A 22,603-nucleotide genomic window follows, 5' to 3' on the forward strand; every position below is an offset into this window, starting at 1 on the left:
CAAGCGTCGTCGTGCCGGGGTGGTGGTTTACGATGCCAGCAATGATCAGAACAGTTTGCGCCAGCTGAATATTACCAGCGAGCTGAAACAGGCCATTGAGCAGGGCGAATTAGAGGTCTACTACCAACCCAAGATTGATGTGCGTCGCCGCCGCCTGCAAGGCATAGAGGCGCTAGTGCGCTGGCAGCATCCACAGCACGGTCTGTTGCATCCGGATGAGTTTGTACCGCTGGCGGAGCAGACCGGACAAATCCATGCGCTGACTATCGCAGTGTTGCAGCGGGTGATGGCAGAGGCGGGCCGCTCATGTACCGTGGAAAACGGCATGCGAATTTCGGTGAACTTGTCGGCGATGAATTTGGCAGATCAGGGTTTTTCATCCCGACTGGAACAAATGTTGGTGCAAAACGAACTGCGCAGTTCCTGTCTGAATCTGGAAATTACTGAGACTGCATTGATGGACGATCCTGAGCAGGCGGTTTCTGCCATGGGGCGGATTCGCGATATGGGCTTGCCGATGTCGATTGACGATTTTGGTATTGGTTATTCGTCATTGGCCTATCTCAAGCAGTTGCCGGTCAATGAAGTGAAAATCGACAAATCGTTTGGCCAGTCGCTGTTGACCGATCCCAATAGCGTAGTGATCGTTCGCTCTACCATTGCTTTGGCTCATGAACTGGGTCTGGAGGTGGTGGCTGAAGGAGTGGAGAGCGAGGAAGCATTTTTGCTGTTGTCTCGGCTGGGTTGTGATGTGATTCAGGGCTATTACGTGGCTAGGCCAATGCCGTTTGCTGAGCTCCATGACTGGTTGACCCAAAGCCCATGGGGTGAGGCGGACGATACCCTGGACGTGGTGGCTGTCGCCAGCGACTGAGATTACAGTTTGGGGATGTCGGGCAGGCTCGGCAAATCGGCGGGGCGGTAGATGTCGATTTTGCGGAAGAATTGGTCGACGACATAAATGCGACCGTCCTGGTCGACATCCACTCCGGCGGGTAACATGTAGCGGCCTGGGATGCCGCTGGTGCCGCGTTCGCCGATGTGCATCAGCAGCTCACCCTGAGCATTGAAAATCTGGACATTGCCGAACGCAGTGTCGACCACATAAATATTTCCCTGCGCATCATTAGCGATGCCCTTGGGGCGGGAAAACTGCCCAGGACGGCGGCCCAGTGTGCCGATCTGGCGCACGAACTGACCACTCTGAGGGTTAATTTGCTGAATGCGGAAGTTGCCGCTGTCGACGACATACAGATCACCGTTGGAGGCGACGGTAGCCTGTAGTGGTAGGTTGAACTGATCCTTGCCTTGACCTCGGCTTCCCAGGGTCTTGATCAGTTTACCGCTCTGGGTATCGAATAACTGCACCTGATGTTGTTGGGTCTCAATGCCGCCGGTGTCGACGACATAGGCAATTTTGCCATCCAGCGAGACATTGACGCTGCTGGGACGAACCAGGCTGCGTTCGTCGCCCAAGGCGCGCAGAAAACCTCCTTGCAGATCAAATACCGCAATCCGTCGTGCGGAAATGTCCGCAACATACAGTTCATCATTGACCGAGATATCCAGGCCCAACGGTTTGACCAGGCTGCCTTCGCCTTCCTCGCCGATCAGCCAGTATTTTTTGCCGCTGATATCAAACACCACCACCGCGCGCTGAATTGTGTCACTGACGTAGACTTTGCCGCGGTGGGCGACAACCCCATAGGGTTTGACTAGGGCCCTGGCGTCGTTTGTGGCGCCGGTCAACAGGCTTTGCAGGGATTCGCCAAAGCTTTTTTCTTCAACGTCCTTGCTGGCGCGCAGACTGCCGTCATACACGAAACGGGCTTGCTCCGGTGGTTCCGGAAATACCGGTGGTGGTGACGATCTGTGTGGCAGGCTGGAGCAGCCTGCCAGGGAGAGGGCGATAACCAGGGTTGAAAGGCGCATTATTTGGTGTGACAGGTCTGGCAAAGCAGGTCAGAGTTGGCGCGCAGCAACAGGTCTTTGGATGGATCGTGGACGTTGTGACAGCTGGCACACTCGACCTTGCCATCATACAGCCGCACTCCGTTTTCAAAGCCCTCGGCAGTATGTGGACGACGGAAATCCGGGTCAGAACTGAAACGCACGTCGGTGGTGTTCGGGAACTGTTCGGTGCGATAGCCATTGGGCAATCCGCCGTAGCGCATGGATATCGGATGGTCGTTGCGTAGATCTTGTCCCAGATGTTTTATCGAAATATCGTGGGCGACACGACCATTGTGGCATTTGCCGCAACTGACGGTATTGTCTGCACCGTTGATGCGCATGTGCATCGCGGTGTCCTCGGCGGTCTTGAAACTGCCCGGTTTAAAGACCACCATGTCTACCCCCATGGTGCCGTCGTGACAGGACAGGCACAGCAGGCTGATGGGGCTAGGGGTATGAGTGGGGGAATCAATATAGCCGCTGGTGTACAGTTCGTATTCGTTGGTGGCCGGCTGGAAACGGTTCCAGCCTTCAATGGCTCCTTTGGCGCTGCCGTCAGCCGTCGCTTTCTCTGGCGGGATGTGACAATAGACGCAGGAGTTACCGTAGTCGGAGAACGCGACGCCAGGCATGGCGGCTACCCCGGCACGTTCGTTGAGGCCGTTAAAGTCGTGTTTAGTACCTAAAATCGGGTCGTTGGCACCTTGAACAGGATCGCCGATGATGGCCTCGCCGTGGGTGATGCCGATCCAGCCCAAACACAGCAGACCTATTCCTCCCAGCAGCGGCCAGCGAAGCCGGTGAATTGTTTTTTGCAGCAGTGCGTTCGAGACGTCCATGCAACCTATTCTTTACTGTTTATAATTGTTTGAGCGGCACAAGAGCCCCTAGGGTAGCGTAAAACCTTTTTTTGCGCCACAATTTGCGTACGAGTTATTAGTGCCATTGAACAGTAATGGTTTTCTCCGCTCTCACGCTAAATCAACTATGACGTTTCCTATTCGATTTCTGCTTTTTCTGTTGTTGATGCCCTTGCCCTTATGGGCGGATCAGAGTGTCGAGCAAGTTTATCATCGCCAATGTGCGACCTGTCATGGAAATAATGGCGATGGTCAGGGGCGAGCCGGGGCGAGTTTGTCGCCGGCACCGAGCAATTTTCGCTCACCCGCCATGAGGGCGCGCAGTGACGCGCAATTGGCCGCGGCTATACGCAATGGCAAACCCGGCAGTGCGATGAGTGCCTACGGTTCGCGTTTGTCCGAAGCGCAAATTACAGCGCTGGTGAAATATATTCGTACCAGTTTTATGCGTGGTTCGGGGCAGGCTCACGCCGCTGCACCCGCGCCTGTTAAGCCACAGGTGCCCGTAAAAAATGTTGATCGTAAAACTTTGGGGCGGCAGCTTTACGAGACGAATTGTTCGGCCTGTCATGGTGATGATGGCAATACTGCGGTGTGGGCGCGCAACAGTTTGGTGCCACCACCGCGCGATTTTACCACCGAATTATCGCGCAAGTTGCTGGGGCGTGAGCGCATGATTCAGTCGGTGACAAACGGTCGTCCAGGTACGGGCATGATGTCATTTGCCGATCGTTTGCAGCCACACGAAATTGAAACAGTGGTGGATTTTATTCGCGCCGAATTTATGCACGTGGGTGAGTTGTCGCTGCATGAAGAAAACAAACTCAGTCGGCAAATGGATCAACCTTTTTCTCAGGGATTGAAGGGCGATGCCAAGCAGGGGCGCGCATTTTTCATGGCCAATTGTGCGGATTGTCATGGTCGACTGGGCGATGGCAATGGTCCACGCGCGAGTTTTAACCAGCCTCGGCCACGCAATTTCATGACTGCTGAAAGCCGGGCAATGTTTGATCGTCCCAAATTGTTTAATGCGATTAAAAATGGCAAGCGCGGCACGGTGATGCCTGCGTGGGGCAAGGTGCTTTCTGATCAGGAAATCGCCAATGTGGCGGAGTTTGTCTACCTGCAATTCATTCAGCAATCACCGGCGGCGGTAGAAAAAAAAAACTGAGTACTGAGCCAAGCGCCAACAACGCGCAGTTGCAACGCGGTCGGGATATCTACAATTTCCGTTGTTATTTTTGTCATGGCTATAACGGCGATGCCAAGACGTTGGCTGCGACGTTTTTAGATCCCAAACCTCGCGCATTTGTGAATACTCGGCTGGATCAGTTGGCGCGCGAAAAAATGCTTCAGGTCGTCAAACACGGTAAGCCGGGAACGGCGATGAAGGGATTTGATGGCGTCATCAGTGATGCTGACGTGGCGGCGGTGGTGGATTTTGTTCGTGATCAGTTCATGCGTCAGCCGCGCTTCAACACCCACTACCATACTCGCGAAAATGGCTGGCTGGATCATGATCGTTATCGGGATGCGTTTCCGTTTGCGTTGGGCGAGGTAGCGCTGGACACGCCCTGGGAACAGTTGAATGCGGCGCAACAGCGTGGCAGGACGTTGTTTATGCAGGCGTGTATAAGTTGCCATGACCGGGCAAAAGTAGAGCAGGATGGCTCCATTTGGGAGTCGCGGCCATTATCTTATCCGCGCAATGGTTATTCGCATCTGCAACCGGATGCGGTCAGTTCGGCTTCTCCATATACCGTGCATGATCAGGTGCCGGTGATGGCGCCGTTGACGCCATTGGAGCGACGAGGCCAGGCGATTTTTCAGCAGAATTGCGCGTTTTGTCATGCCAATAATGGCAGCGGCAAGAACTGGATTGGTCAGTTCATTCAGCCGCATCCGCGTGATTTCCGCGACGCCAAAAAAATGGGCGGACTAACTCGTCAGGATCTGGTCAAACGTATTGGTGAGGGCGTGCCGGGTACGGCGATGCCGGCCTGGCGGACGGTGTTGGATCAGCAGCAGCTAGAGGCGGTTGCGGCCTACGTGTTGCGTCTGTACCAGGCAGCGCAATCGGACAAACCGCACTGACGGTGATAAAAGCTGCGATTCCTGGTCGAAATGCTCTAGAATTTCCTTCTTTCAGTTTTATTGGAATGTGAACAAATGATCAAAGTGGGTGTGGTTGGTGGGACGGGGTATACCGGGGTTGAATTGCTGCGCTTGTTGGCGATGCATCCGCAGGTGGCGTTGCGTGCGATTACGTCGCGTTCAGAGTCGGGTACCCGCGTGTCGGACATGTTTCCCAATCTGCGTGGCCGCGTAGATCTGGCGTTTTCCGAGCCGGATTTTGCCGTGTTGGGTGAATGCGACGTGGTGTTTTTTGCCACCCCCAACGGTGTGGCGATGACTATGGCGCGTCAGTTGTTGGATCAAGGTGTCAAAGTTATTGATCTGGCAGCGGATTTTCGACTCAAAGACGTGGCTGTTTGGGAAAAATGGTACGGCATGAAGCACGCCAGTCCTGAGCTGGTGGCCGAGGCGGTGTACGGTTTACCGGAAGTGAATCGCGAGCAGGTACGTCAGGCAAGGCTGGTGGCCAATCCAGGGTGCTATCCGACGGCGGTGCAGTTGGGCTTTTTGCCGCTGCTGGAAGCCGGTCTGGTGGATGCTTCCCGCCTGATCGCTGATGCCAAATCGGGTGTGAGCGGCGCAGGACGCGGTGCCAGCGTGGCGCATTTGCTGTGTGAGGCCAGCGAGAGCTTTAAGGCCTACGCGGTGCCAGGGCATAGGCATTTGCCTGAAATCAGTCAGGGATTAACGGGATTGGCGGGGCGGTCGGTCGGTCTGACCTTTGTGCCGCATTTGACGCCGATGATTCGCGGTATTCACGCTACGCTTTACGCAACAACCGTCAAACAGGCAGAAGATTTGCAGGCACTTTACGAACAACGGTACGCCAACGAACCATTTGTGGACGTGCTGCCTGCGGGATCGCATCCGGAAACGCGCAGCGTCAAGGGGGCTAACCATTGTCGTATTGCGGTACATCGTCCCCAGGGAGGAGACACCGTTGTGGTATTGTCTGTCATTGATAATTTGCTCAAGGGCGCAGCCGGACAGGCGATACAAAATATGAACATTATGATGGGCCTGGAAGAAACATTGGGTCTGGAACACATCGCAGTCATGCCCTAAGAGGATTTGCCCCTGTTTATGAAGTCAGGAAGTCTTGTTGTTCGTCATCATTCGCCGCTGCAACGGATCATTATCTGGGCCGTTGGCATACTTCTGTTGGTCGCGTCGGGCTACGGATTGTATTTTTTTGGTAATCACCGGGCGGGGTTTGATGCGACAGACGCCATCATTCGTGAAGAGGGGCTGAAGAGCGCAATCAGTGAACTGGAACGACAAAACACCGATTTGCGTGATCGGGTGGCGTTGTTGGATCGCAGTACGCAAATGGATCAGCAGGCTTACCTGGACGTGAACAGTAATTTGCGTTCATTGCAGGAAGAGGTGCTGGAGCTGCGCGAGGAAGTCGCGTTTTATCGCGGCATTGTTTCTCCGGACGAAGCTGCTTCTGGCTTGCGTGTGGAACGAATTGCATTTGCCAAAAGTGGCAGCAACGAGCGTCTTTACCACTACCAAATGGTATTGACGCAGGTGCTAAAACAACAGGGGAATGCGACTGGCGTGGTAGTCTTCAAAGTGCATGGGACGCAAGCGGGTAGAGCTCGGACGCTGGCGCAAGAAGAAATTTCGCTACGCCGCGAGAGTTCCCAGAGTTTCAAATTTCGTTATTTTCAAAAAATGGAAGGCGATGTTATTTTGCCTGAAGGATTTACGCCGCGAACCATTGATGTGTCGATGAATGGTGGGCGGGGGAAAAGTGTGACGCAATCGTTCGCCTGGGATGTTGCTGTCAAAGGTTCGCTGGATAAGTCCGTCGAACAGGAAGTTAACTAAAGAAAAGGGGTAAAGGGTGAGAGTCAAGCTGGCCTGGTTACTGTTGTGGTGTGGATTGCCCATTCACGCTTGGGCCAGTGATGCGCCATCAATTACTGCGGTTGATGCACCGCTAAATCAATTGCCTCCTTTAGTAACGGTGCCCAGCACCGCGCCCAACAGCGCGCTGGAGTTGTGTCTGGAAATTACCGAAAAATTACGCAGTGTTACCCAGCGGGATTGCGAAGTCAGAAGCTATCGTTCAGGCACAGGCAGTAGCGTGCGTGGGCGTCCGCTGATTTATACCGATTACGAGCCGGTGGAAGGACGTGAGCCACTGGGTCGGGTCATGCTGCTGGGTGGTATTCACGGTGATGAATATTCGTCAGTCAGTATTGTGTTTCGCTGGATGGAAAAGCTGGATGAACATCACTCGGGCTTGTTTCACTGGCGTGTTGCTCCCTTGGTGAATCCCGATGGCCTGTTGCGTGCAAAATCGCAGCGGATGAACGAAAACGGTGTGGATCTGAACCGTAATTTCCCTACTCATGACTGGGATCGGCAGGCGTCGTATTACTGGGAAACCAAAATGCAGCGCAATCCTCGGCGTTATCCTGGCAAGGCAGCGTTGAGTGAGCCAGAGTCCCGCTGGTTGGCCGATGAAATAGCGCGGTTTCAACCGGACGTGATTGTGTCGGTGCATGCGCCATACGGCATCCTGGACTTTGATGGTCCCCGCGAAGCCCCCAAACACTTGGGGCAGTTGCATTTGAGTTTGCTGGGAACGTATCCGGGGTCATTGGGCAATTATGCCGGTGTACAGAACGCCATCCCGGTAGTGACCATCGAACTGCCCTACGCGGGCATCATGCCTACGCCTAATCAGATTTCTGCGATTTGGGTGGACTTGGTGCGTTGGTTGACGAACAACGTCAATGCGCCGCCTGAAACCTCCAAAATGGCCTCGCGCGAACACATCGAACATTGATTGGATCAGGACGCTGGACCTTCGTAAATGATGCGCCAGCGACCGTCTTTTTCGCGCTTCCAGTACTGACGTTTGATGCTTACGTCCTGATAGCTGTCGCTGCGGTAGTGTTGTTTGAAATCCACCAAGGCCATGTCCTTTTCTCCGGGGTAGAGGAACATGCTGACCTCGTCGACTTTAATCTCAATGAAATTCTTTTGCTGATTTGACCAGCTCTTGTTGCGTTTCCAGGTGGCCAGATTCTGGTTGGTGGAACTGACGAAGTTCTTTGAGTAGTGCTGCAAAAATGCGGAGTCATTCATCGATTGCCAGTTGTTCTGCCAGTCGATGAGTTGCTGCTCCAGTTCGGCCGAGGCTGAACTGAGCGCCGCAGCATCGCTCCATTCAACACCATTGCTGATAATGACGGGCGTGTTGCTGGTGTCGATGTATTGCTTGAGATACTCCAGGTCGTCGTTATTGATTGTGACGCAGCCATCGCTGGCCTGGGGGGCGCGGCTAAAACTGTCGATCGGATTGCCATGCAGCCAGATGCCGTATCCGGTGCGGCCCAAACGACGATCCCAGGCGTTGGGATAATTGATGGGGAAGGCACCTGCGCCGTAAAAGTCAGACAGCGAACTGGGCGGGAGAAAATCCGTCACAAAATACACGCCGATGGGCGTGCGTTTGTCACCTTCGCGCCACTTGTTGGCACCATTCTTACCAATGGTGGCGTAAGTGTTGTACCGCAGTTGTAGGCCCTGCTCGGTGTTTTCATACAGAAACAAACGCGATTGCTTGGCATCAACCAGTATCACATGCTTATAGCGTGGCGCCAGGCGCAGCAGACTTTTGGGAAGCTGTTGCTGGTGGTTCTGGTTGAGATGAAAATTGAGACGTGCACGTGCCTCGTTGCGCAGGTCGGCGAGTAATTCATCGTGTTGTTCACTGCTGGCCAGCTGCGTGACTGCACCGGTTCGGGCAGCCAACATGTCGGCGTATACCAGTTGCGCCAGGGTGAAATCAGGAGTTTCTTTCAGTAATTTTTCCAGGTGTGACAGGGCGTCATCGGTACGATATTCATCAATAGCCTGCAGCGCCTGGATGAGAGGGTCTTCGTAGGCGCGCTCCTGGACAACGGACGCACCAATGCTGGCATGTGTGCCGCTGGATGCCAGTGCTGCCAACAGGCAGCTGATATGAAGTATCGATTTACGCATTGTCGCTAACCTAACGGAATTCCTAGGCCAATTACACCATCGGCAGAGAGTCGGTCATTCTTGATCCTGCGAGGGGACTTACATCGCAATTTCTTCCTGTAAAATCCGCCACTCTCCTTGTTGTTGCTCCCAAACCAGCAACTTGATCACTTTTTCGTTAAACGTATTAGACCGGTAGTGTTGCATAAAACGCACTTTGGCAACACTGCCGTCGTCCAGCAAGGTAATTTCCGGATTGCTGACGGTGACTTGGATAAAGCGTGGTGCCTTTAGGCGGTCGTTGCGCTGCTGGCGCCAGGTATCGATGGAAAGTCCATCGGTGGGACGGAAATCGCTGGAGTAATAGGCAAGGTACTTGTCCACTTGCTGGCTAGACCAAGCCTTGGCCCAGCCATTGAGCTGGTTGGTGAGCTGGTTTTGCAGCAATCCGTTGTCCTGGGCGACGGGGGCAGTTGCCTGAGTCGCTGCTGCTGGGGCTGCGGGCGTTGCCACTGTCGGCTTGCTTGCGATGACTGGAGCAACCATAGTGACGGCGATTTCTGATGGTGCTCCGAGGCCGGTGTACAGATAGTCAAAATTGGCGAACGCGGGCAGTTGGGGAGGCGGCTGATTTTTCCCCAGGGCTTTTTGGTACGCCTTACTGGCCATGACGGTGTAAAGTTTGGTTAGATTCTCATACAGCTGCTGATAGCGTTTGTCCGTGGCCATGCCCTTGAGTAGCCACTCGCTGGCTTGCTTGTATTCGCCGTGATCGATCAAGTGCAGCGCGAGGTTGTTATACGCTTCTGGATAGTTGGGCGCTTTGATCAAAAATTCCTGCAAGCGGAGAATGGCCATCTCCGGATCTTTGGCATTTTCCAATCGGTGCTGCATAAACAGTTTGGCGTTGGGATCGGCCGGTTGCCATTGATCGATGACCTGCTGGGCATCATTCCATTGTTTGTTGCTAATTAATTCAGCAATTTTTTGCTCCTCACCGGCCCAGGTGGCTGGGCTGATGGTGAGGGCAATGGCGAGGGCGATAATGGATTTTCTGGCACTGCGGGACAAGTTTGGTTTCATTTTTATTTAACGAAATGCGGAGTCGATACAGCAAAATACACGCTTTTTTTTGTCTTGGGTAGAAAAGGCTATAGAGATAGCCCCCCCAGCCGCTTGGTGACCTGGCGTTTATGCCAGCTGACACCGATCAAGAAGCCCATACACAGAAACACCATGAGTGTACCGACGCTGGTGAGCAGTAATTTGCTGTTGCTGCTGGCGAATAGATCGCGAAGACTGGCATCCGCAGGAATCCCGCCGCTCGCGCCATCAGCATTGGCTTGTTGAGCCTCTTTTAGTTGCTGTAATAACTCTTCTTCGTGAGCTTTTAGCTGATTAATCTCATCATTGGATTGCTCAGAGGGCTGGGCGCCGGGCGCTTTGGTTGCCTTAAGTTGGTTGAGTTCGTTTTCCAGTTGACGCAGCTTGGCCTTGGTTTCGCTGAGCAGGACGCGAGCAGGTTTATCTGACTCGAAATAGACGGATCGAACCCAGCCTTCAATGCCGTTGCTAGTGCGGACCTTGCTGAAGGAACCTCGGCGTTCCAGGATCTCGACCTGAGAACCGCTGCTGATGATGGTGAGTGTGTTGGCATCATCGCCGGCACTATCACGTACGCCCACGCGAAGATTGTCGCTAACGTATACGGTTTGTGCCTGGGCAGAAATAGGGAGCATCATCAGCAGGCAGAGCAGCCAGACGACGCGGTGGGCAGGCGAGGTCCAGTGGAATGTTTTCGAGCAATGGCCGTATTTCATAGTGACTTGATCCGTCATGTTAGCTTTTGTCGTATAAAGAAGACACTTGTATCAGCGTTCCGTTTCTATAATCATGTCAGTCTATACTGTTGTCGACAATCTCTATGCTTTTGTTTTTTAAACTGCAGGACTAAAATCGGCAAGCACTCAATAATATTTAGCAGCGAAATGGTAAATCATCATCTTCCAGCGATAATTTCGGAAAAACCGCCGGTCCGCCTAAGGTTTGTCGGACGCAATGACGATATCTGGAAACAGTAAAAACACTGCGGAAGCTGTGTGAGGGTAATATGATGGTTTCGGGGCGAAGGGCTTGCCCGCAACGGATAATCGAGAGGAAGTAAAGACACATGCTGGGTAAAAAAAGACGAACAGCGAAAATTGATTCACTGATTGGCCAGAATACGGAAATCAAGGGTGATGTGATCTTTACCGGAGGATTGCACATCGATGGCAAGATCGTCGGCAATGTGCTTGCTGATGATGCAGGATCGCTGCTGACCCTGAGTGATCATGGTGTGATTGAGGGCGAGGTGCGGGTGCCGAGCGTTATCCTGAACGGTGAAGTTAAAGGTGATGTTTACGCCGGCGAGCGCATTGAGTTGGCGACCCGTGGCCGTGTCATGGGCAATGTGTATTACAACCTGATTGAGATGGCAATCGGTGCCGAGGTGAACGGCAAACTGGTGCATCGTTCTCCGGATGAAAAGCCGGCGCTGACTCACATGAAGGACGACAAGGCGCCCATCATGGACAATGATTCCAAAGCCAAGCCGGCGTGAGGCAATACTTGACTTTGGTGTATGGTTTTTGTAGGCTAGGGTCATAGTGCGGTAGGCTTTGGATGGAGTGCGAAATGACAGAACAGATTACTGAAAGTCCCGTTGATTTTTCTGAAGCTGCGGCTCGGAAGGTCAAGACACTGATCGAAGAAGAAGGCAACAACTCGTTGATGTTGCGGGTTTTTGTCACCGGTGGCGGTTGCTCCGGCTTTCAATACGGTTTTACCTTCGATGAAAACCTGCAAGATGGTGATACTCGCGTTGAAGCGCATGGCGTAACGCTGGTGATTGACCCGATGAGCTACCAATACCTGGCTGGTGCCGAGATCGATTACACCGAGGGTTTGGAAGGTGCTCAGTTCGTGATTCGCAATCCCAATGCTACTACGACCTGCGGCTGCGGCTCATCGTTTTCCGTGTAAGGCGAGCGTTATCGCGCAAACAGTCGAAAGGGAGGTGTATGCCTCCCTTTTTTTTTTGTTAGAATCAATCCATTAGTCAATGTCGGCGGACCTTTTTTGCGGTCGGCTCCGTCAAATAATGCACCAAAGCAGTCGATAACGGAAATGTCTGTACTTCGCGCGAGTATGGGGCTGCAAAAACAATTATTCAGTGGAGAGTTCATATGAGCGAGTATTTGCCCGGTCTGGAAGGCGTGCCTGCTACAAAGTCGAATATTTCTGACATTGATGGCGAAAAGGGGCGCTTGTTTTATCGGGGTTACCCGATTGAGCAGCTCGCTGAGCAAAGCACCTTTGAGGAAACGACGCTGTTGCTGCTGGACGGTCGTCTGCCCAGTGCACATGAACTGGCTGTTTTTGATGAGCAGCTACGACGCAATCGTCGCGTCAAATTCAATATCCGTTCGCTGATGAAGGCACTACCGGCCACCGGACATCCGATGGAAATTTTGCAGACGGCGGTGGCATCGCTGGGCGTATTTTATCCTGGCAACGAGTGCCTGACTTCGCCGGACGCCTGTGGTGACATGGAATACATTCACAACATGACCGTGCGTATTCTGGCGCGCATGCCGGTGATTGTGGCGATGTGGGAACACATTCGTCGTGGCTATGATCCGGTTGAGCCACGCGCAGACCTGACATTCGCGGAAAACTTCCTGTACATGCTGACGGGCACAGAGGCTGATCCCGAATTCGCCCGATTGATGGACGCCTGCCTGATTTTGCATGCGGAGCACACGATTAACGCTTCCACGTTTGCGGCGCTGGTGGCAGGTTCGACTTTGGCTTCTCCCACAGGGGTGATTGCCGCAGCGATTGGTACCCTGTCCGGTCCGCTGCATGGCGGTGCCAATGAAAAAGTGGTGCACATGCTGGACGAAATTCCCACTGTCAAAGATGTGAAGCCTTGGTTGGACAAAAAATTGGCAGGCAAGGAAAAAATCTGGGGCATGGGCCATCGCGAGTACAAAACCAAGGACCCGCGCGCCAAGATTTTGCAAAAGCTGGTGGAAAAATTCGTTTCCAAACGCGGTGGCCAGGTCAGTCAGAAATTCGAAATTGCGCTTGCGCTGGAAGAAGCCTGCGAAGCGCGCTTGGGGCCAAAGGGTGTTTACCCCAACGTGGATTACTACTCGGGTATTTTGTACGCCGAGATGGGCATCCCGACCGACCAGTTTACCTCGATCTTTGCGGTTTCGCGGGCGGCTGGCTGGCTGGCGCACTGGCGTGAACAGTTGGCGGATAACCGCATTTTCCGTCCTACCCAGGTGTACATCGGCGAACCACCACGCGATTACAAACCGCTGAGCCAACGTGGCTAAAGGCGGATTTTCGGACTCGGTAGTTTGTCGATCATGGCGAGCGTCTGCGAAAGTGGGCGCTCGCTTTGTTTTGGCTCTCCTACTCTCTGCTGGAGCGGGGAGTGTCGTAGTGGCCGCACCAATCAGTACGCAACTGACCCCGGCCGAGCTGCGGCAGGCAACGCAAGGGGATGTGGTCATCCGCACGCTAGACACCAAGGGACGGCCCGGAGCGTCGTTTGAAGTATTCAAATTGATGCACGTGGGACTGCCAGCACTTTATGCCACGCTGACCTGCTTTCGGGATTACCCGCGATTTATGCCCAATGTGGAGCGGCTTGAGGTCCGCCAGCCCTCGGCCGGTTTGGTGGATGCAGATTATTTCCTGGCCCTGCCAATGAAGCAGACTAAACGTTATCGTCTTCGGCTGCAGGCGGAGATGGTGGCGAGTGAGGCAAAAATCCAGTGGAAGCAGATTCCGTGGCCGGAGGTGATGCTAAAGGATAGCATTGCTGACACCCAGGGCTATTGGCTGCTGCAGGCGGCTTCTTCCGATCGGACCTGGGTCAAATATCAGGTTTATACCGATCCAGGTCCTATTCCCTTTGGCTTAGGCTGGATTGTCGATGTACTAACCCGGGTCAGCTTGCCAGATGTGCTGAACCGTACCGAGGACTTCGCCGCCAAGCAGGGCGCTTCTTGCTCGCAGGCGGCGGGCGCCTGACTCTATTCCCACTAGTTTTGTATGGTATGTAACGGGAAAAGATCACATTTCTTATGATTACCTCTTAAGCAAGTACATTTTCCGGTCGAATCCATAGCTAGATAAATGGTTTTGATTGAGGCGGAAAATGTCCTTTGTCCTGAGTCGTCCTGGTTTGCAGGTTGCCTTTGCTACCTTCTTGGTATTGATCTATTCCTGCCCCTGTTTTTCCCAATTATTGGATACGAATAATGCGATTGAGACGAATTCGTCGCAAAGTCGCAACAAGACCGATTGGCAAGACTGGGGAGAGGTCGTTGTCGGCGGGCTTTTTGCAGTAGGAATGGCGACCCGGTTTGACGAGAATGTGCGCAGCGAGATGCAGGGGAATGACGACGTGCGTTCCCAGCCCATTGCCAGCATCGGCAACCAGTGGGCTGAAATCGGTGGTGTGGGGGTTGCCTCTGCACTGGTGGGGGTAGGCTGGTACAGCGATGACAAGCGTTGGCTGCACACGGGTAAAACCATGGTCTGGTCATCGGCGGTAGGGGCAACGGCAGCGCGGGCGGGTAAATATGCCGGCGGACGTCTGCGCCCCTATCAGAGTGAGGGTTCGGATCACTGGTTTGATGGTCGGGGTGAATCGTTTCCGTCTGGCCATACGACTCAGGCGTTTGCTTTGTCTGTGGCCTACGCCGAAAGCGTTCCCAACCCCAGTTGGCAACGCCGGACCTTGGCGTACTCGTTAGCGGTGTCGACTGCCTATGCGAGGATGTATGACAACAAGCACTGGCTGTCGGACACGGTCGCAGGGGCCATTGTAGGTTCCCTGTCTGCGTTGGCGGTCATTAAATACGATTTGGCAGAAAAGGGTTTGCAGGTGCTGGTTTCTCCCGGTGCAGGCGGGGAAATTGGAGTAAGCGCCACCAAAACTTGGTAGTCCGGTATGTTGAAATGCGTGCCGGGCAAGTGGACGGACGCAACAACATAGTTTGATTTCATACATGCGACTACTGACACATTTACTCATTTCACTACCATTGGTTTTCTCCGCTTTGTCGGCAAACGTTGTTGCCGACGAATCCAGTTCCCTGGATTTGGAATACGATGTGTCTCAGGATACGTCGCTGGTGTACGAGCGTCCCACGTTGACCGGATGGATGACCCGAGCGCCTGACAATCTCAAGGCATTTGGACGTGAACTCATCGACAAGGATAATCTGGACGAGCTGGGCATCATTGCTGCCAGCACGGCGGTGCTGATTCGCTACGATGAAGATATCTTGTTGGCCTCCCAGCGCCTGGGACGTAAGGCCGGTTTGATTTCTGATACCAAAACCGGACGTGAGATTAGCTATGTGTTTAAAACCGATGTGAAGGGGATTGATCTTCCCATTTATTACCCTGCCAATACCAATTCAGCGCTGTACTACATTGGTGATGGTTATACCCAGCTGGCGATTTCCACCGGCATGGTAAGCTACGGACTGTGGGCGAATGACGTGCGTGCGCTGAGTACGGTGAGCCAAAACGTCGAAAGTCTGTTTCTAACGGGCATTGTGGTGCAGATCCTCAAGCGTTCCACTGGCAGGGAGGCGCCGTTCGTGCGCGATGGTGAGGGTGGCAAGTGGCGATTCTTCCCCAGCATGGATGAATACAATTACAACACCCCCAACTATGACGCCTTCCCCTCAGGTCACGTAGCCACGGTGGTGGCGAGTACCGAAGTGTTTGCCGCGAATTATCCCGAGTACGGCTTGATTCGCCCCACGGGCTACATTCTGTCGGGTTTGTTGGCGTTCGGCATGCTCAACAATGGTGTGCATTGGGCGGGCGATTATCCGGTGGGGATAGCGATTGGTTACACGTCGGCAAAAATTGTTACCTCGCGCACCATCAAGCGCAAAAAACGCATCAAGTCAGAGAATCTGAATTCCAACGTGCCCAGTTGGCATGTGATGCCGGCGGTGTTGGACGACTCGCCGGGGGTGGCACTGCACTACGTGTTCTAGGTCGGTGGCGGCGCGTAGACGCCGCCCAGAATGCTAGCCCGAGTGGCTCCAGTGACTTCCCGCAAACTGCCGGTCTGCAGCTCCATGCGCTGTTTGGCCAGCCAGGCGAAACACATTCCTTCCATAAAATCCGGATCAATCCCGGCCGAGGCGGTGCTGACCACCCTGGCGGGCGTTAGCTGCTGCAAGCGCCGGATCAAATCGCGGTTATGCCAGCCGCCGCCACAGACCAGAATTTCATCGCAGTCGGGCATGGCCTGGCGAATGTGCAGCTCAATGCTTTGTGCGGTCAGTTGCGCCAGGGTGGCCTGGACATCCTGAGGCGCGAATTCTGTATCGCAGGCGCGAAGTTGTTGCTGAATCCAGGCCAGGTTGAAATGCTCGCGCCCGGTGCTCTTGGGGGCGGGGGCGTGAAAGTAGTTATCGGCAAGGAACCGTTGCAGCAATTGTGGCTGAACCATGCCGCTGGCGGCCCAGCGGCCATCGGCATCGTAATTTTTCTGCTGATGAAGCTTTATCCAGCTGTTGAGCAAGCCATTGCCCGGTCCGGTGTCAAAGCCCACTACGGGCTGCTGTGGGTCTGCCGGTAACAGCGTGATATTGGCAATGCCGCCAATGTTGAGCGCAACTCGATTGGTGTGCGGGTCATGCAGCACCTGACGGTGAAAGGCAGGCACCAGCGGTGCACCCTGTCCACCGGCGGCCATATCGGCGCGGCGGAAGTCGGCGACGGTGGTGATGCCCGTCAGGTAGGCCAGGGTATTGGGGTCGCCCATCTGCAGGGTGAAGCGGGTAGCGCCGATGGGCTGGTGGCGCACGGTCTGGCCGTGGCTGCCAATGGCGCGCACGGTGCGAGGATCGATTTTGCCATCCCGCAACGCCTGATTGACGCAGGCGGCAAAATGCTGGCCCAGACGCACATCCAGTTCGCCCAGTCGTTGAATTTCATTGTTGCCTGGAGTGCACAGGTCGGTAACTTGCTGTTGCAGCTCGCCTTGCCATGGGTAGGTGTGGCCGAACAACAACTGAGGACGCGAAGAGGAAAAGTCGACGATGGTGACGTCGACCCCATCCAGGCTGGTGCCTGACATGAGGCCGACATAAATCTTGCCAGTGTTGCTCATTAATCCGATGACAACTGAGCCAGGTTGATGTTGTTGGCCAGAGCCAGCTGAGCAATCCAGGAGCGGGTAGCCAGTTCAAAATCGATACGATATTTTTGAGCAACTGGCTTGGCTTGTGGCAGGCTGACGGTCAGCGGGTTGCGATGAACGCCACCTACACGGAATTCATAGTGCAGATGCGGTCCGGTGGCGCGACCGGTGCTGCCTACGAAACCGATGGTCTCGCCTTGTTTAACGCGGTAGCCATCGCGCAGTTTGCGTGAGTAGGAATTCAGGTGGCCATACAGTGTGGTGTAGCCGTTGCCGTGATCAATAACGATAACTTTGCCGTAACCGCCCTTGATGCCGCGGAAGACGACTTTGCCATCACCAGATGACTTGACCGGGGTGCCCACGGGGGCCGCGTAATCCACGCCCTTGTGAGCGCGAACGGTGTTCAAAATAGGATGGTGACGCATGCCAAAGCGAGAGCTGACGCGACCGATGTCCAGCGGAGTCCGCAGGAAGGCTTTGCGCATGCTCTTGCCATCGGGGGTGTAGTAATTGGCATTGCCTTCAGGGTCTACATAGCGCACGGCCTGATAGGTTTGGCCCTGATTGACGAACTCGGCGGCGAGAATGTTGCCGTCACCGACGCGTTTGCCGTCGAGGAACAGTTCTTCAAACACGACCACAAAGCGGTCGCCGCTACGAATATCCAACGCAAAGTCGATGTCCCAACCGAAAATGTGGGCCAAGTCCATGGTCAGGCTGTCGGACAGGCCGGATTCTCTGCCGGCTTCGAACAGGGATGAATTGATCACGCCACGGGCGTAAGTAGCGCGGCGCTGATACTGACGCTGGTCGTGGTCGAACAGAAACATCTCGCCTTCGCGCTTGGCGATAATCGAGTCAGTTTCGTTTTGTTTGAACACCAATTCCTGCAGGTCACCGTTTTCATTGGTGCGCAGCTTTAGCTCCTGACCTGGATTTAGACGGGTCAGTGAGGATTTAATTTTTTTGTCTTGTGACAACATGGCGCTGAGCTGGGTAGCGCTAACGCCGGCACGATCAAAAATGCTGGCCAGGGTATCGCCATTTTTCACCACAAACGTTTGCCACTGGTGTTCCTGGTCGGCAGCAGGTAGCTGGCTGTTGGCCTGATCAAGATCATGGGGCAGTGACAAGCTGACTTGGTAACGATCATCGCCTGACAGGCTGGGCGATACGGCGCTTTCGGTGGTGGCGCTTAAACCGAAAAACGCGAGCGCGGAAACGGTAACGATGACTGCTGCGAACGCATGACCTGGTTTTACCCTGCTTTTTGGGGAGTGGGCAGTGTCATTGGTTTGATTCAATTCGGGTACTCGTTTCATACAATTTTTTTTCCGATCTGGCGGGTGGCACGACTAAGTGCACATAAAGCACTTCCCTCAATTTGCTTATCGTCGTCAGCCGAGGTTTTTAAATAACGAGTAAAAAAATTTTTTCTATTTGTACCCGATTGTGACAAAAGTCACAAGCGCTTGAGGTACGTGGTCACTATTAGACTCAAGTTCTGGTGTTTGTTCATCGGTCTGGGAAAAATTATTGTCGGGCAGCGACGAAGTTTTTGTCTCAACCATCTCGATGGCTATCGGGAGATCTGGTTCTGGCAGCTCAATATCGGTTTCTGGTGTTGGAACTGCCAATGGCAAATCGGTTTCCTCGGGCATGAAAGGGATGGCGATAGGGACGAAAGCGGTCGTTTGGTTGACGGCTTGTAGCAGCTGCGTTTCCGGTTCGACGGTTTTGCTCGAGTGCACCAGCGTGAGGCGGCCGAGGGGTGCCTCACGCTGGGAGAGAACCAGGTCATCCTCGCTCTGGATTTCGGCGGCGGACAGGTCGCAAGGATGGCAGCAGATGCGGTTGCGTCCCTGGGTTTTGGCTGAATACAGAGCCTGGTCTGCCTGGTCGATTAAGTCGTGGCTGTGCATGCTGGCCGAGTCGAACTGACTGACACCAAAACTGGCCGTTAGCTGGAAACTGTGTGGCGGATGCTCAATCTGCAGGGTGTGCAGCGATTGCTGTAATCGCTGGGCCAACTGCTCTGCGCCGGCCAGATCGGTATTGGGCAGAATGATGGCGAACTCTTCGCCGCCGTAGCGGGCAAAAACATCCGAGGTGCGCAATTGTGTTTGCATTTGTCGGGTGCAGGCGACCAGTGCGGTGTCGCCGGCCAGATGGCCGTATTGATCGTTGATGGCCTTGAAGTGATCAAGGTCCAGCATGATCAGTGACAACGGTGACTGATGGCGTTTGCTGCGGCTGGTTTCGCGTACCAGCATGTCTTCCAGATGGCGACGGTTAAAGGTGTGAGTCAGTGCGTCGCGGTGACTGGTTTCCTCCAGATTATGGATGGACTGCAGCAGGGTTTCCTGATGTACGCTGGTCCGGGTTACATCAAAGATGGCGATGCACACGAAGTCGGTGCGGCCCTGGGCATTTTTCAGCGGCATAAAGGTGCAGTTCTGTCGCATATACTCGAGTTTGGTGGTGATGGGGCGGGTGTGACTGAACTTGAACAAATACGGGCGTTCTTCCCAGTTGGTGAAGCTGTAGTTTTTCAGAATGAAGACATTGTGCAGTTTTTGTAATAGCCACTGCTTGGGTATTTCGGGAAAAAAATTGAACAATTCCTGGCCAGCGATGGTGTCGGCACTGACACCACTGTAGCTTTGCATGAATTTATTCCACAGCACGACCCGGGCCTTGCGGTCGAGCACCACCAGTCCGACATTGAGATTGTCGACAATACTGCTGAGCAGCGGATGCTGGCTGAGGTCGAACGGGGTGTTCATGTCAGTACTGGGCCATAAATTTCTCGATGTCAGTTTGCAGATTGGCCAGGCTTTCTGAAGTCAGCAAAATGAGCAGGTGGCTTTTAAAGGTTTTGTGTTCCAACGCAAAATTGACCTCGGTGAGCAGTGCTTGTTGCCAGTGGCTAGGGGCGTGGGCAAACAATCGGTCTTTGTGCACGTTTTCGGCCAGGACGCCGGGGTGGTTGTAATGCAGTTCCACGCCCAGTACCTCGGCAATGCCGTTGAGGCAGGCGCCGCTCAAAATATTGCCGATATCCAGTTGCAGTTCGGTGTGGGAGTATTTGTTGTCCTGCTGTGAGTAACCCAACAGTGCGGCCACCTCGTCACAGCTGCTTTGGTTGAAGATGGTGATGGTCTCGCCCTTCCAGCGACCGAAGAAGCTTTGGTGAATGGCGACCAGCTTGTCATCCAGACCGATCAATCCGCTGGCGGTGGGGATGAAATCCTGGGCGCTGACCATTTGTACGCGGGGGATGGACAGTTCGACAAAGGTTCCCAGTACACGGGCTAGTGCGTAGCCTGCTCGCCCCATACCGATATTGGTGATTTCCTGGAAAGCGTCGCGCAGTTCAGCGGATAGTGTGGTTTGGTCATTCATAGATAACCGTAGTCAATAAGGATGGAGACCAGCTTGGGGGTGGATACGGGTTTTTTGATGAACGCAATGGCGCCCAGTTCGCGCACGCGCTTTTCCGCTACGGGTTGAATGTCGGCGCTGACGACAATAACGTCGGCTTCCAGTCCCAGTTGGTTCATGGCTTCCAGGGCTTCAAAACCGTTCATGACTGGCATGGTCAGGTCGAGGAAAATGACCTCGGGCGCCAGCTTTTTATATAGCTCGACCGCCTCTTTGCCGTCTGAGGCTTCGGTAATGTCCACTTCCCAGTCGGCGGGCAGTGATTGGATCAACATTTTTCGGGATAACACCGAGTCGTCCACGACTAAAACCTTGGTCGCCATAAGCGAGTCTTCTCCGGTAAAATAGCTGCCTTTCAAAAAAGCATAATGATCATCCCACGCATATCAACATCTTATGCGGCTATTTTGGGGGGTATTTCCGTATACTCCACCATGTCGGCTGTTCTGTGGCCGGGCTTTAGTCGGGCGTGGCGTTTTTTCTTGGGTTAATTGTTTGAAGCTAAAGAGGTTTTGGCATGGTTGCAGTAGATGAGGCATTGGCGCTGATCAAACGGGGTACAGAAGAAATCCTGCTGGAAGAGGATTTGCTGAAGCGCCTGAAAGAAGGTAAGCCTCTGCGCATCAAGGCAGGATTTGATCCGACCGCGCCCGATCTGCATCTGGGGCACACGGTGATTATCAACAAGTTGCGCCAGTTTCAGGACCTTGGCCATGAGGTAATGTTCCTGATCGGAGACTTCACCGGCATGATCGGTGATCCCACTGGCAAAAGCGTTACCCGTCCGCCCCTGACCCGTGACGAGGTGATCGACAACGCCAAAACCTACGAACAGCAGATTTTCAAAATTCTGGACCCGACCAAGACTCTAGTGATGTTCAACTCCAGCTGGATGAACGAGATGGGTAGTGCGGACATGATCAAGCTGGCGGGTAAATACACCGTGGCTCGTATGCTGGAGCGCGATGACTTCTCCAAACGATACAAATCAGGACAACCCATTGCGTTGCACGAGTTCCTCTACCCGCTGGTTCAAGGTTATGACTCGGTGGCGATGCGGGCGGATGTTGAGTTGGGCGGAACTGACCAGAAGTTCAATTTGCTGGTAGGTCGTCAATTGCAGGAAGCCTATGGGCAGCGCCCGCAAGTGGTGATTACCTTGCCGTTGCTGGAAGGGCTGGATGGCGTACAGAAAATGTCCAAGTCGCTGGGTAACTATATAGGTATCGCCGATGCGCCAGAGGAGATGTTCGGTAAGGTCATGTCTATCTCTGATGATCTGATGTGGCGCTACTTTGAATTGCTCAGCTTCCGCCCCATGAGCGAGATTGAAGGTTTCAAGCGAGAAATCGCCGAAGGCAAGAACCCGCGCGACATCAAGTTCCTGCTGGGTAAAGAAATTGTGGCGCGTTTCCATGGCGAGGCCGCTGGCGAAGCGGCGCAGCAGGCGTTCATAGATCGTTTCCAGAAAGGAGCGATGCCCGATGAGATGCCTGAATTTATAGTAAAGGCGGAAGGTGCAGGCGTTGCGCTGGCCAATTTGCTGAAAGAGGCGGAGCTGACTTCCAGCACTTCCGAGGCGATGCGCATGTTAAAACAAGGCGCGGTCAAAATGGACGGCAATAAAGTCGATGATCCAAAACAGGAAATTGCGCCCGGCACTTATGTGTTTCAGGTCGGAAAACGCAAATTTGCCCGTGTCACCGTACAGTAAACAGCCAACAACAAAGCGCCGACAGGCGCTTTGTTGTTTTAGTGAGCGAACGATCTCGGAATTGTCATCTTTTTGTGATTCCCCCCTTGCGGTAAATTTTGATGTGCCTATAATGCGCGCTCCCTGACGGGTTGGCTGGTTGAGAGATTGGCAAGCGGGCCGGGGCGGTGAAAAAGGTTTGAAAAAAGCCTTGAAAAAAACGCCGGAGGCAGTAGAATACGCGCCTCGCTTGAGAGAGGGAGGTTGAGATAACTTCCTGAAACTTGAGTAAAA

Annotated in this window: 23 protein-coding genes; 13 read left to right on the plus strand and 10 right to left on the minus strand. The window is 53.9% G+C overall.

The features are described from left to right. Window positions 1-874: EAL domain-containing protein (locus OEW58_11610; protein MDH5301998.1), on the plus strand; the 874-nt coding region annotated here is incomplete at its 5' end. Between the two features lie 2 nt (window positions 875-876). On the opposite strand, the gene OEW58_11615 is transcribed toward OEW58_11610, so the two are convergent. Then, entirely contained in the window at window positions 877-1,932 is a 1,056-nt protein-coding gene (locus OEW58_11615) for a 6-bladed beta-propeller (GenBank protein MDH5301999.1), read from the minus strand. Continuing rightward, entirely contained in the window at window positions 1,932-2,792 is an 861-nt protein-coding gene (locus OEW58_11620) for a cytochrome c3 family protein (protein ID MDH5302000.1), read from the minus strand. Before OEW58_11620 ends, OEW58_11615 begins: the two co-directional genes overlap by 1 nt. A gap of 148 nt (window positions 2,793-2,940) precedes the next feature. On the opposite strand from OEW58_11620, the gene OEW58_11625 reads away from it, so the two are divergent. The 5 genes from OEW58_11625 to OEW58_11645 all read left to right on the plus strand — a co-directional run bounded on the left by OEW58_11625 (window position 2,941) and on the right by OEW58_11645 (window position 7,752). After that, the gene (locus OEW58_11625; protein ID MDH5302001.1) at window positions 2,941-3,984 is read left to right on the plus strand and encodes a c-type cytochrome; all 1,044 of its coding nucleotides are present in this window, start codon (window positions 2,941-2,943) and stop codon (window positions 3,982-3,984) included. Between the two features lie 29 nt (window positions 3,985-4,013). Next, window positions 4,014-4,907, plus strand: coding sequence for a c-type cytochrome (locus OEW58_11630; protein ID MDH5302002.1), 894 nt, complete (start codon window positions 4,014-4,016; stop codon window positions 4,905-4,907). A gap of 75 nt (window positions 4,908-4,982) precedes the next feature. Then, a complete protein-coding gene (argC, locus tag OEW58_11635) occupies window positions 4,983-6,014 on the plus strand; it encodes an N-acetyl-gamma-glutamyl-phosphate reductase (GenBank protein MDH5302003.1) in 1,032 nt (343 codons plus the stop codon). 18 nt (window positions 6,015-6,032) lie between these two features. Continuing rightward, a complete protein-coding gene (locus OEW58_11640) occupies window positions 6,033-6,785 on the plus strand; it encodes a hypothetical protein (protein MDH5302004.1) in 753 nt (250 codons plus the stop codon). Between the two features lie 16 nt (window positions 6,786-6,801). Further along, window positions 6,802-7,752, plus strand: coding sequence for a M14 family murein peptide amidase A (locus OEW58_11645; protein ID MDH5302005.1), 951 nt, complete (start codon window positions 6,802-6,804; stop codon window positions 7,750-7,752). 5 nt (window positions 7,753-7,757) lie between these two features. Here the strand turns inward: OEW58_11645 and OEW58_11650 are convergent, their stop codons facing one another. From OEW58_11650 to OEW58_11660, 3 genes are all read right to left on the minus strand, one after another. Further along, entirely contained in the window at window positions 7,758-8,954 is a 1,197-nt protein-coding gene (locus OEW58_11650) for a L,D-transpeptidase family protein (GenBank protein ID MDH5302006.1), read from the minus strand. Window positions 8,955-9,032: 78 nt separating this feature from the next. Next, entirely contained in the window at window positions 9,033-10,004 is a 972-nt protein-coding gene (locus tag OEW58_11655) for a nuclear transport factor 2 family protein (GenBank protein ID MDH5302007.1), read from the minus strand. An 80-nt stretch (window positions 10,005-10,084) separates the two neighbouring features. After that, the gene (locus OEW58_11660) at window positions 10,085-10,753 is read right to left on the minus strand and encodes a TIGR04211 family SH3 domain-containing protein (GenBank protein MDH5302008.1); all 669 of its coding nucleotides are present in this window, start codon (window positions 10,751-10,753) and stop codon (window positions 10,085-10,087) included. 350 nt (window positions 10,754-11,103) lie between these two features. On the opposite strand from OEW58_11660, the gene OEW58_11665 reads away from it, so the two are divergent. From OEW58_11665 to OEW58_11690, 6 genes are all read left to right on the plus strand, one after another. Then, window positions 11,104-11,535, plus strand: coding sequence for a polymer-forming cytoskeletal protein (locus OEW58_11665; GenBank protein ID MDH5302009.1), 432 nt, complete (start codon window positions 11,104-11,106; stop codon window positions 11,533-11,535). A gap of 74 nt (window positions 11,536-11,609) precedes the next feature. Then, a complete protein-coding gene (erpA, locus tag OEW58_11670; protein ID MDH5302010.1) occupies window positions 11,610-11,957 on the plus strand; it encodes an iron-sulfur cluster insertion protein ErpA in 348 nt (115 codons plus the stop codon). 203 nt (window positions 11,958-12,160) lie between these two features. Beyond that, window positions 12,161-13,321 carry a citrate synthase gene (locus tag OEW58_11675; GenBank protein MDH5302011.1) on the plus strand — a complete coding sequence of 387 codons (1,161 nt, stop codon included), beginning with the start codon at window positions 12,161-12,163 and terminating at the stop codon, window positions 13,319-13,321. Window positions 13,322-13,430: 109 nt separating this feature from the next. After that, window positions 13,431-14,024, plus strand: a complete 594-nt coding sequence (locus tag OEW58_11680) for a hypothetical protein (protein MDH5302012.1) — start codon at window positions 13,431-13,433, stop codon at window positions 14,022-14,024. 127 nt (window positions 14,025-14,151) lie between these two features. Further along, window positions 14,152-14,943 (plus strand): phosphatase PAP2 family protein, encoded by a 792-nt coding sequence (locus tag OEW58_11685; protein ID MDH5302013.1) that lies wholly within the window; start codon window positions 14,152-14,154, stop codon window positions 14,941-14,943. 115 nt (window positions 14,944-15,058) lie between these two features. Then, on the plus strand, window positions 15,059-16,015 hold the full coding sequence (locus tag OEW58_11690) for a phosphatase PAP2 family protein (GenBank protein ID MDH5302014.1): 957 nt from the start codon (window positions 15,059-15,061) through the stop codon (window positions 16,013-16,015). Here OEW58_11690 and OEW58_11695 read toward each other — a convergent pair. From OEW58_11695 to OEW58_11715, 5 genes are all read right to left on the minus strand, one after another. After that, window positions 16,012-17,139, minus strand: a complete 1,128-nt coding sequence (locus OEW58_11695) for an anhydro-N-acetylmuramic acid kinase (protein ID MDH5302015.1) — start codon at window positions 17,137-17,139, stop codon at window positions 16,012-16,014. The two genes, OEW58_11690 and OEW58_11695, sit on opposite strands and share 4 nt — an antisense overlap. Then, the gene (locus tag OEW58_11700) at window positions 17,139-18,494 is read right to left on the minus strand and encodes a peptidoglycan DD-metalloendopeptidase family protein (GenBank protein MDH5302016.1); all 1,356 of its coding nucleotides are present in this window, start codon (window positions 18,492-18,494) and stop codon (window positions 17,139-17,141) included. The genes OEW58_11695 and OEW58_11700 overlap by 1 nt, the downstream gene beginning before the upstream one ends. Window positions 18,495-18,608: 114 nt before the next feature. Then, the gene (locus OEW58_11705) at window positions 18,609-19,958 is read right to left on the minus strand and encodes a diguanylate cyclase (GenBank protein ID MDH5302017.1); all 1,350 of its coding nucleotides are present in this window, start codon (window positions 19,956-19,958) and stop codon (window positions 18,609-18,611) included. 1 nt (window position 19,959) lies between these two features. Further along, window positions 19,960-20,577: a hypothetical protein gene (locus tag OEW58_11710; GenBank protein ID MDH5302018.1), complete on the minus strand. Its 618-nt coding sequence runs from the start codon at window positions 20,575-20,577 to the stop codon at window positions 19,960-19,962. Continuing rightward, a complete protein-coding gene (locus tag OEW58_11715) occupies window positions 20,574-20,939 on the minus strand; it encodes a response regulator (protein ID MDH5302019.1) in 366 nt (121 codons plus the stop codon). The genes OEW58_11710 and OEW58_11715 overlap by 4 nt, the downstream gene beginning before the upstream one ends. Window positions 20,940-21,133: 194 nt before the next feature. Between OEW58_11715 and tyrS the strand changes: the two genes are divergently transcribed. Then, the gene (gene tyrS, locus OEW58_11720) at window positions 21,134-22,330 is read left to right on the plus strand and encodes a tyrosine--tRNA ligase (GenBank protein ID MDH5302020.1); all 1,197 of its coding nucleotides are present in this window, start codon (window positions 21,134-21,136) and stop codon (window positions 22,328-22,330) included. Window positions 22,331-22,603 lie beyond the last annotated feature (273 nt).

Source organism: Gammaproteobacteria bacterium (assembly GCA_029884425.1).
Taxonomy (GTDB): Bacteria; Pseudomonadota; Gammaproteobacteria; order S012-40; family S012-40; genus JAOUHV01.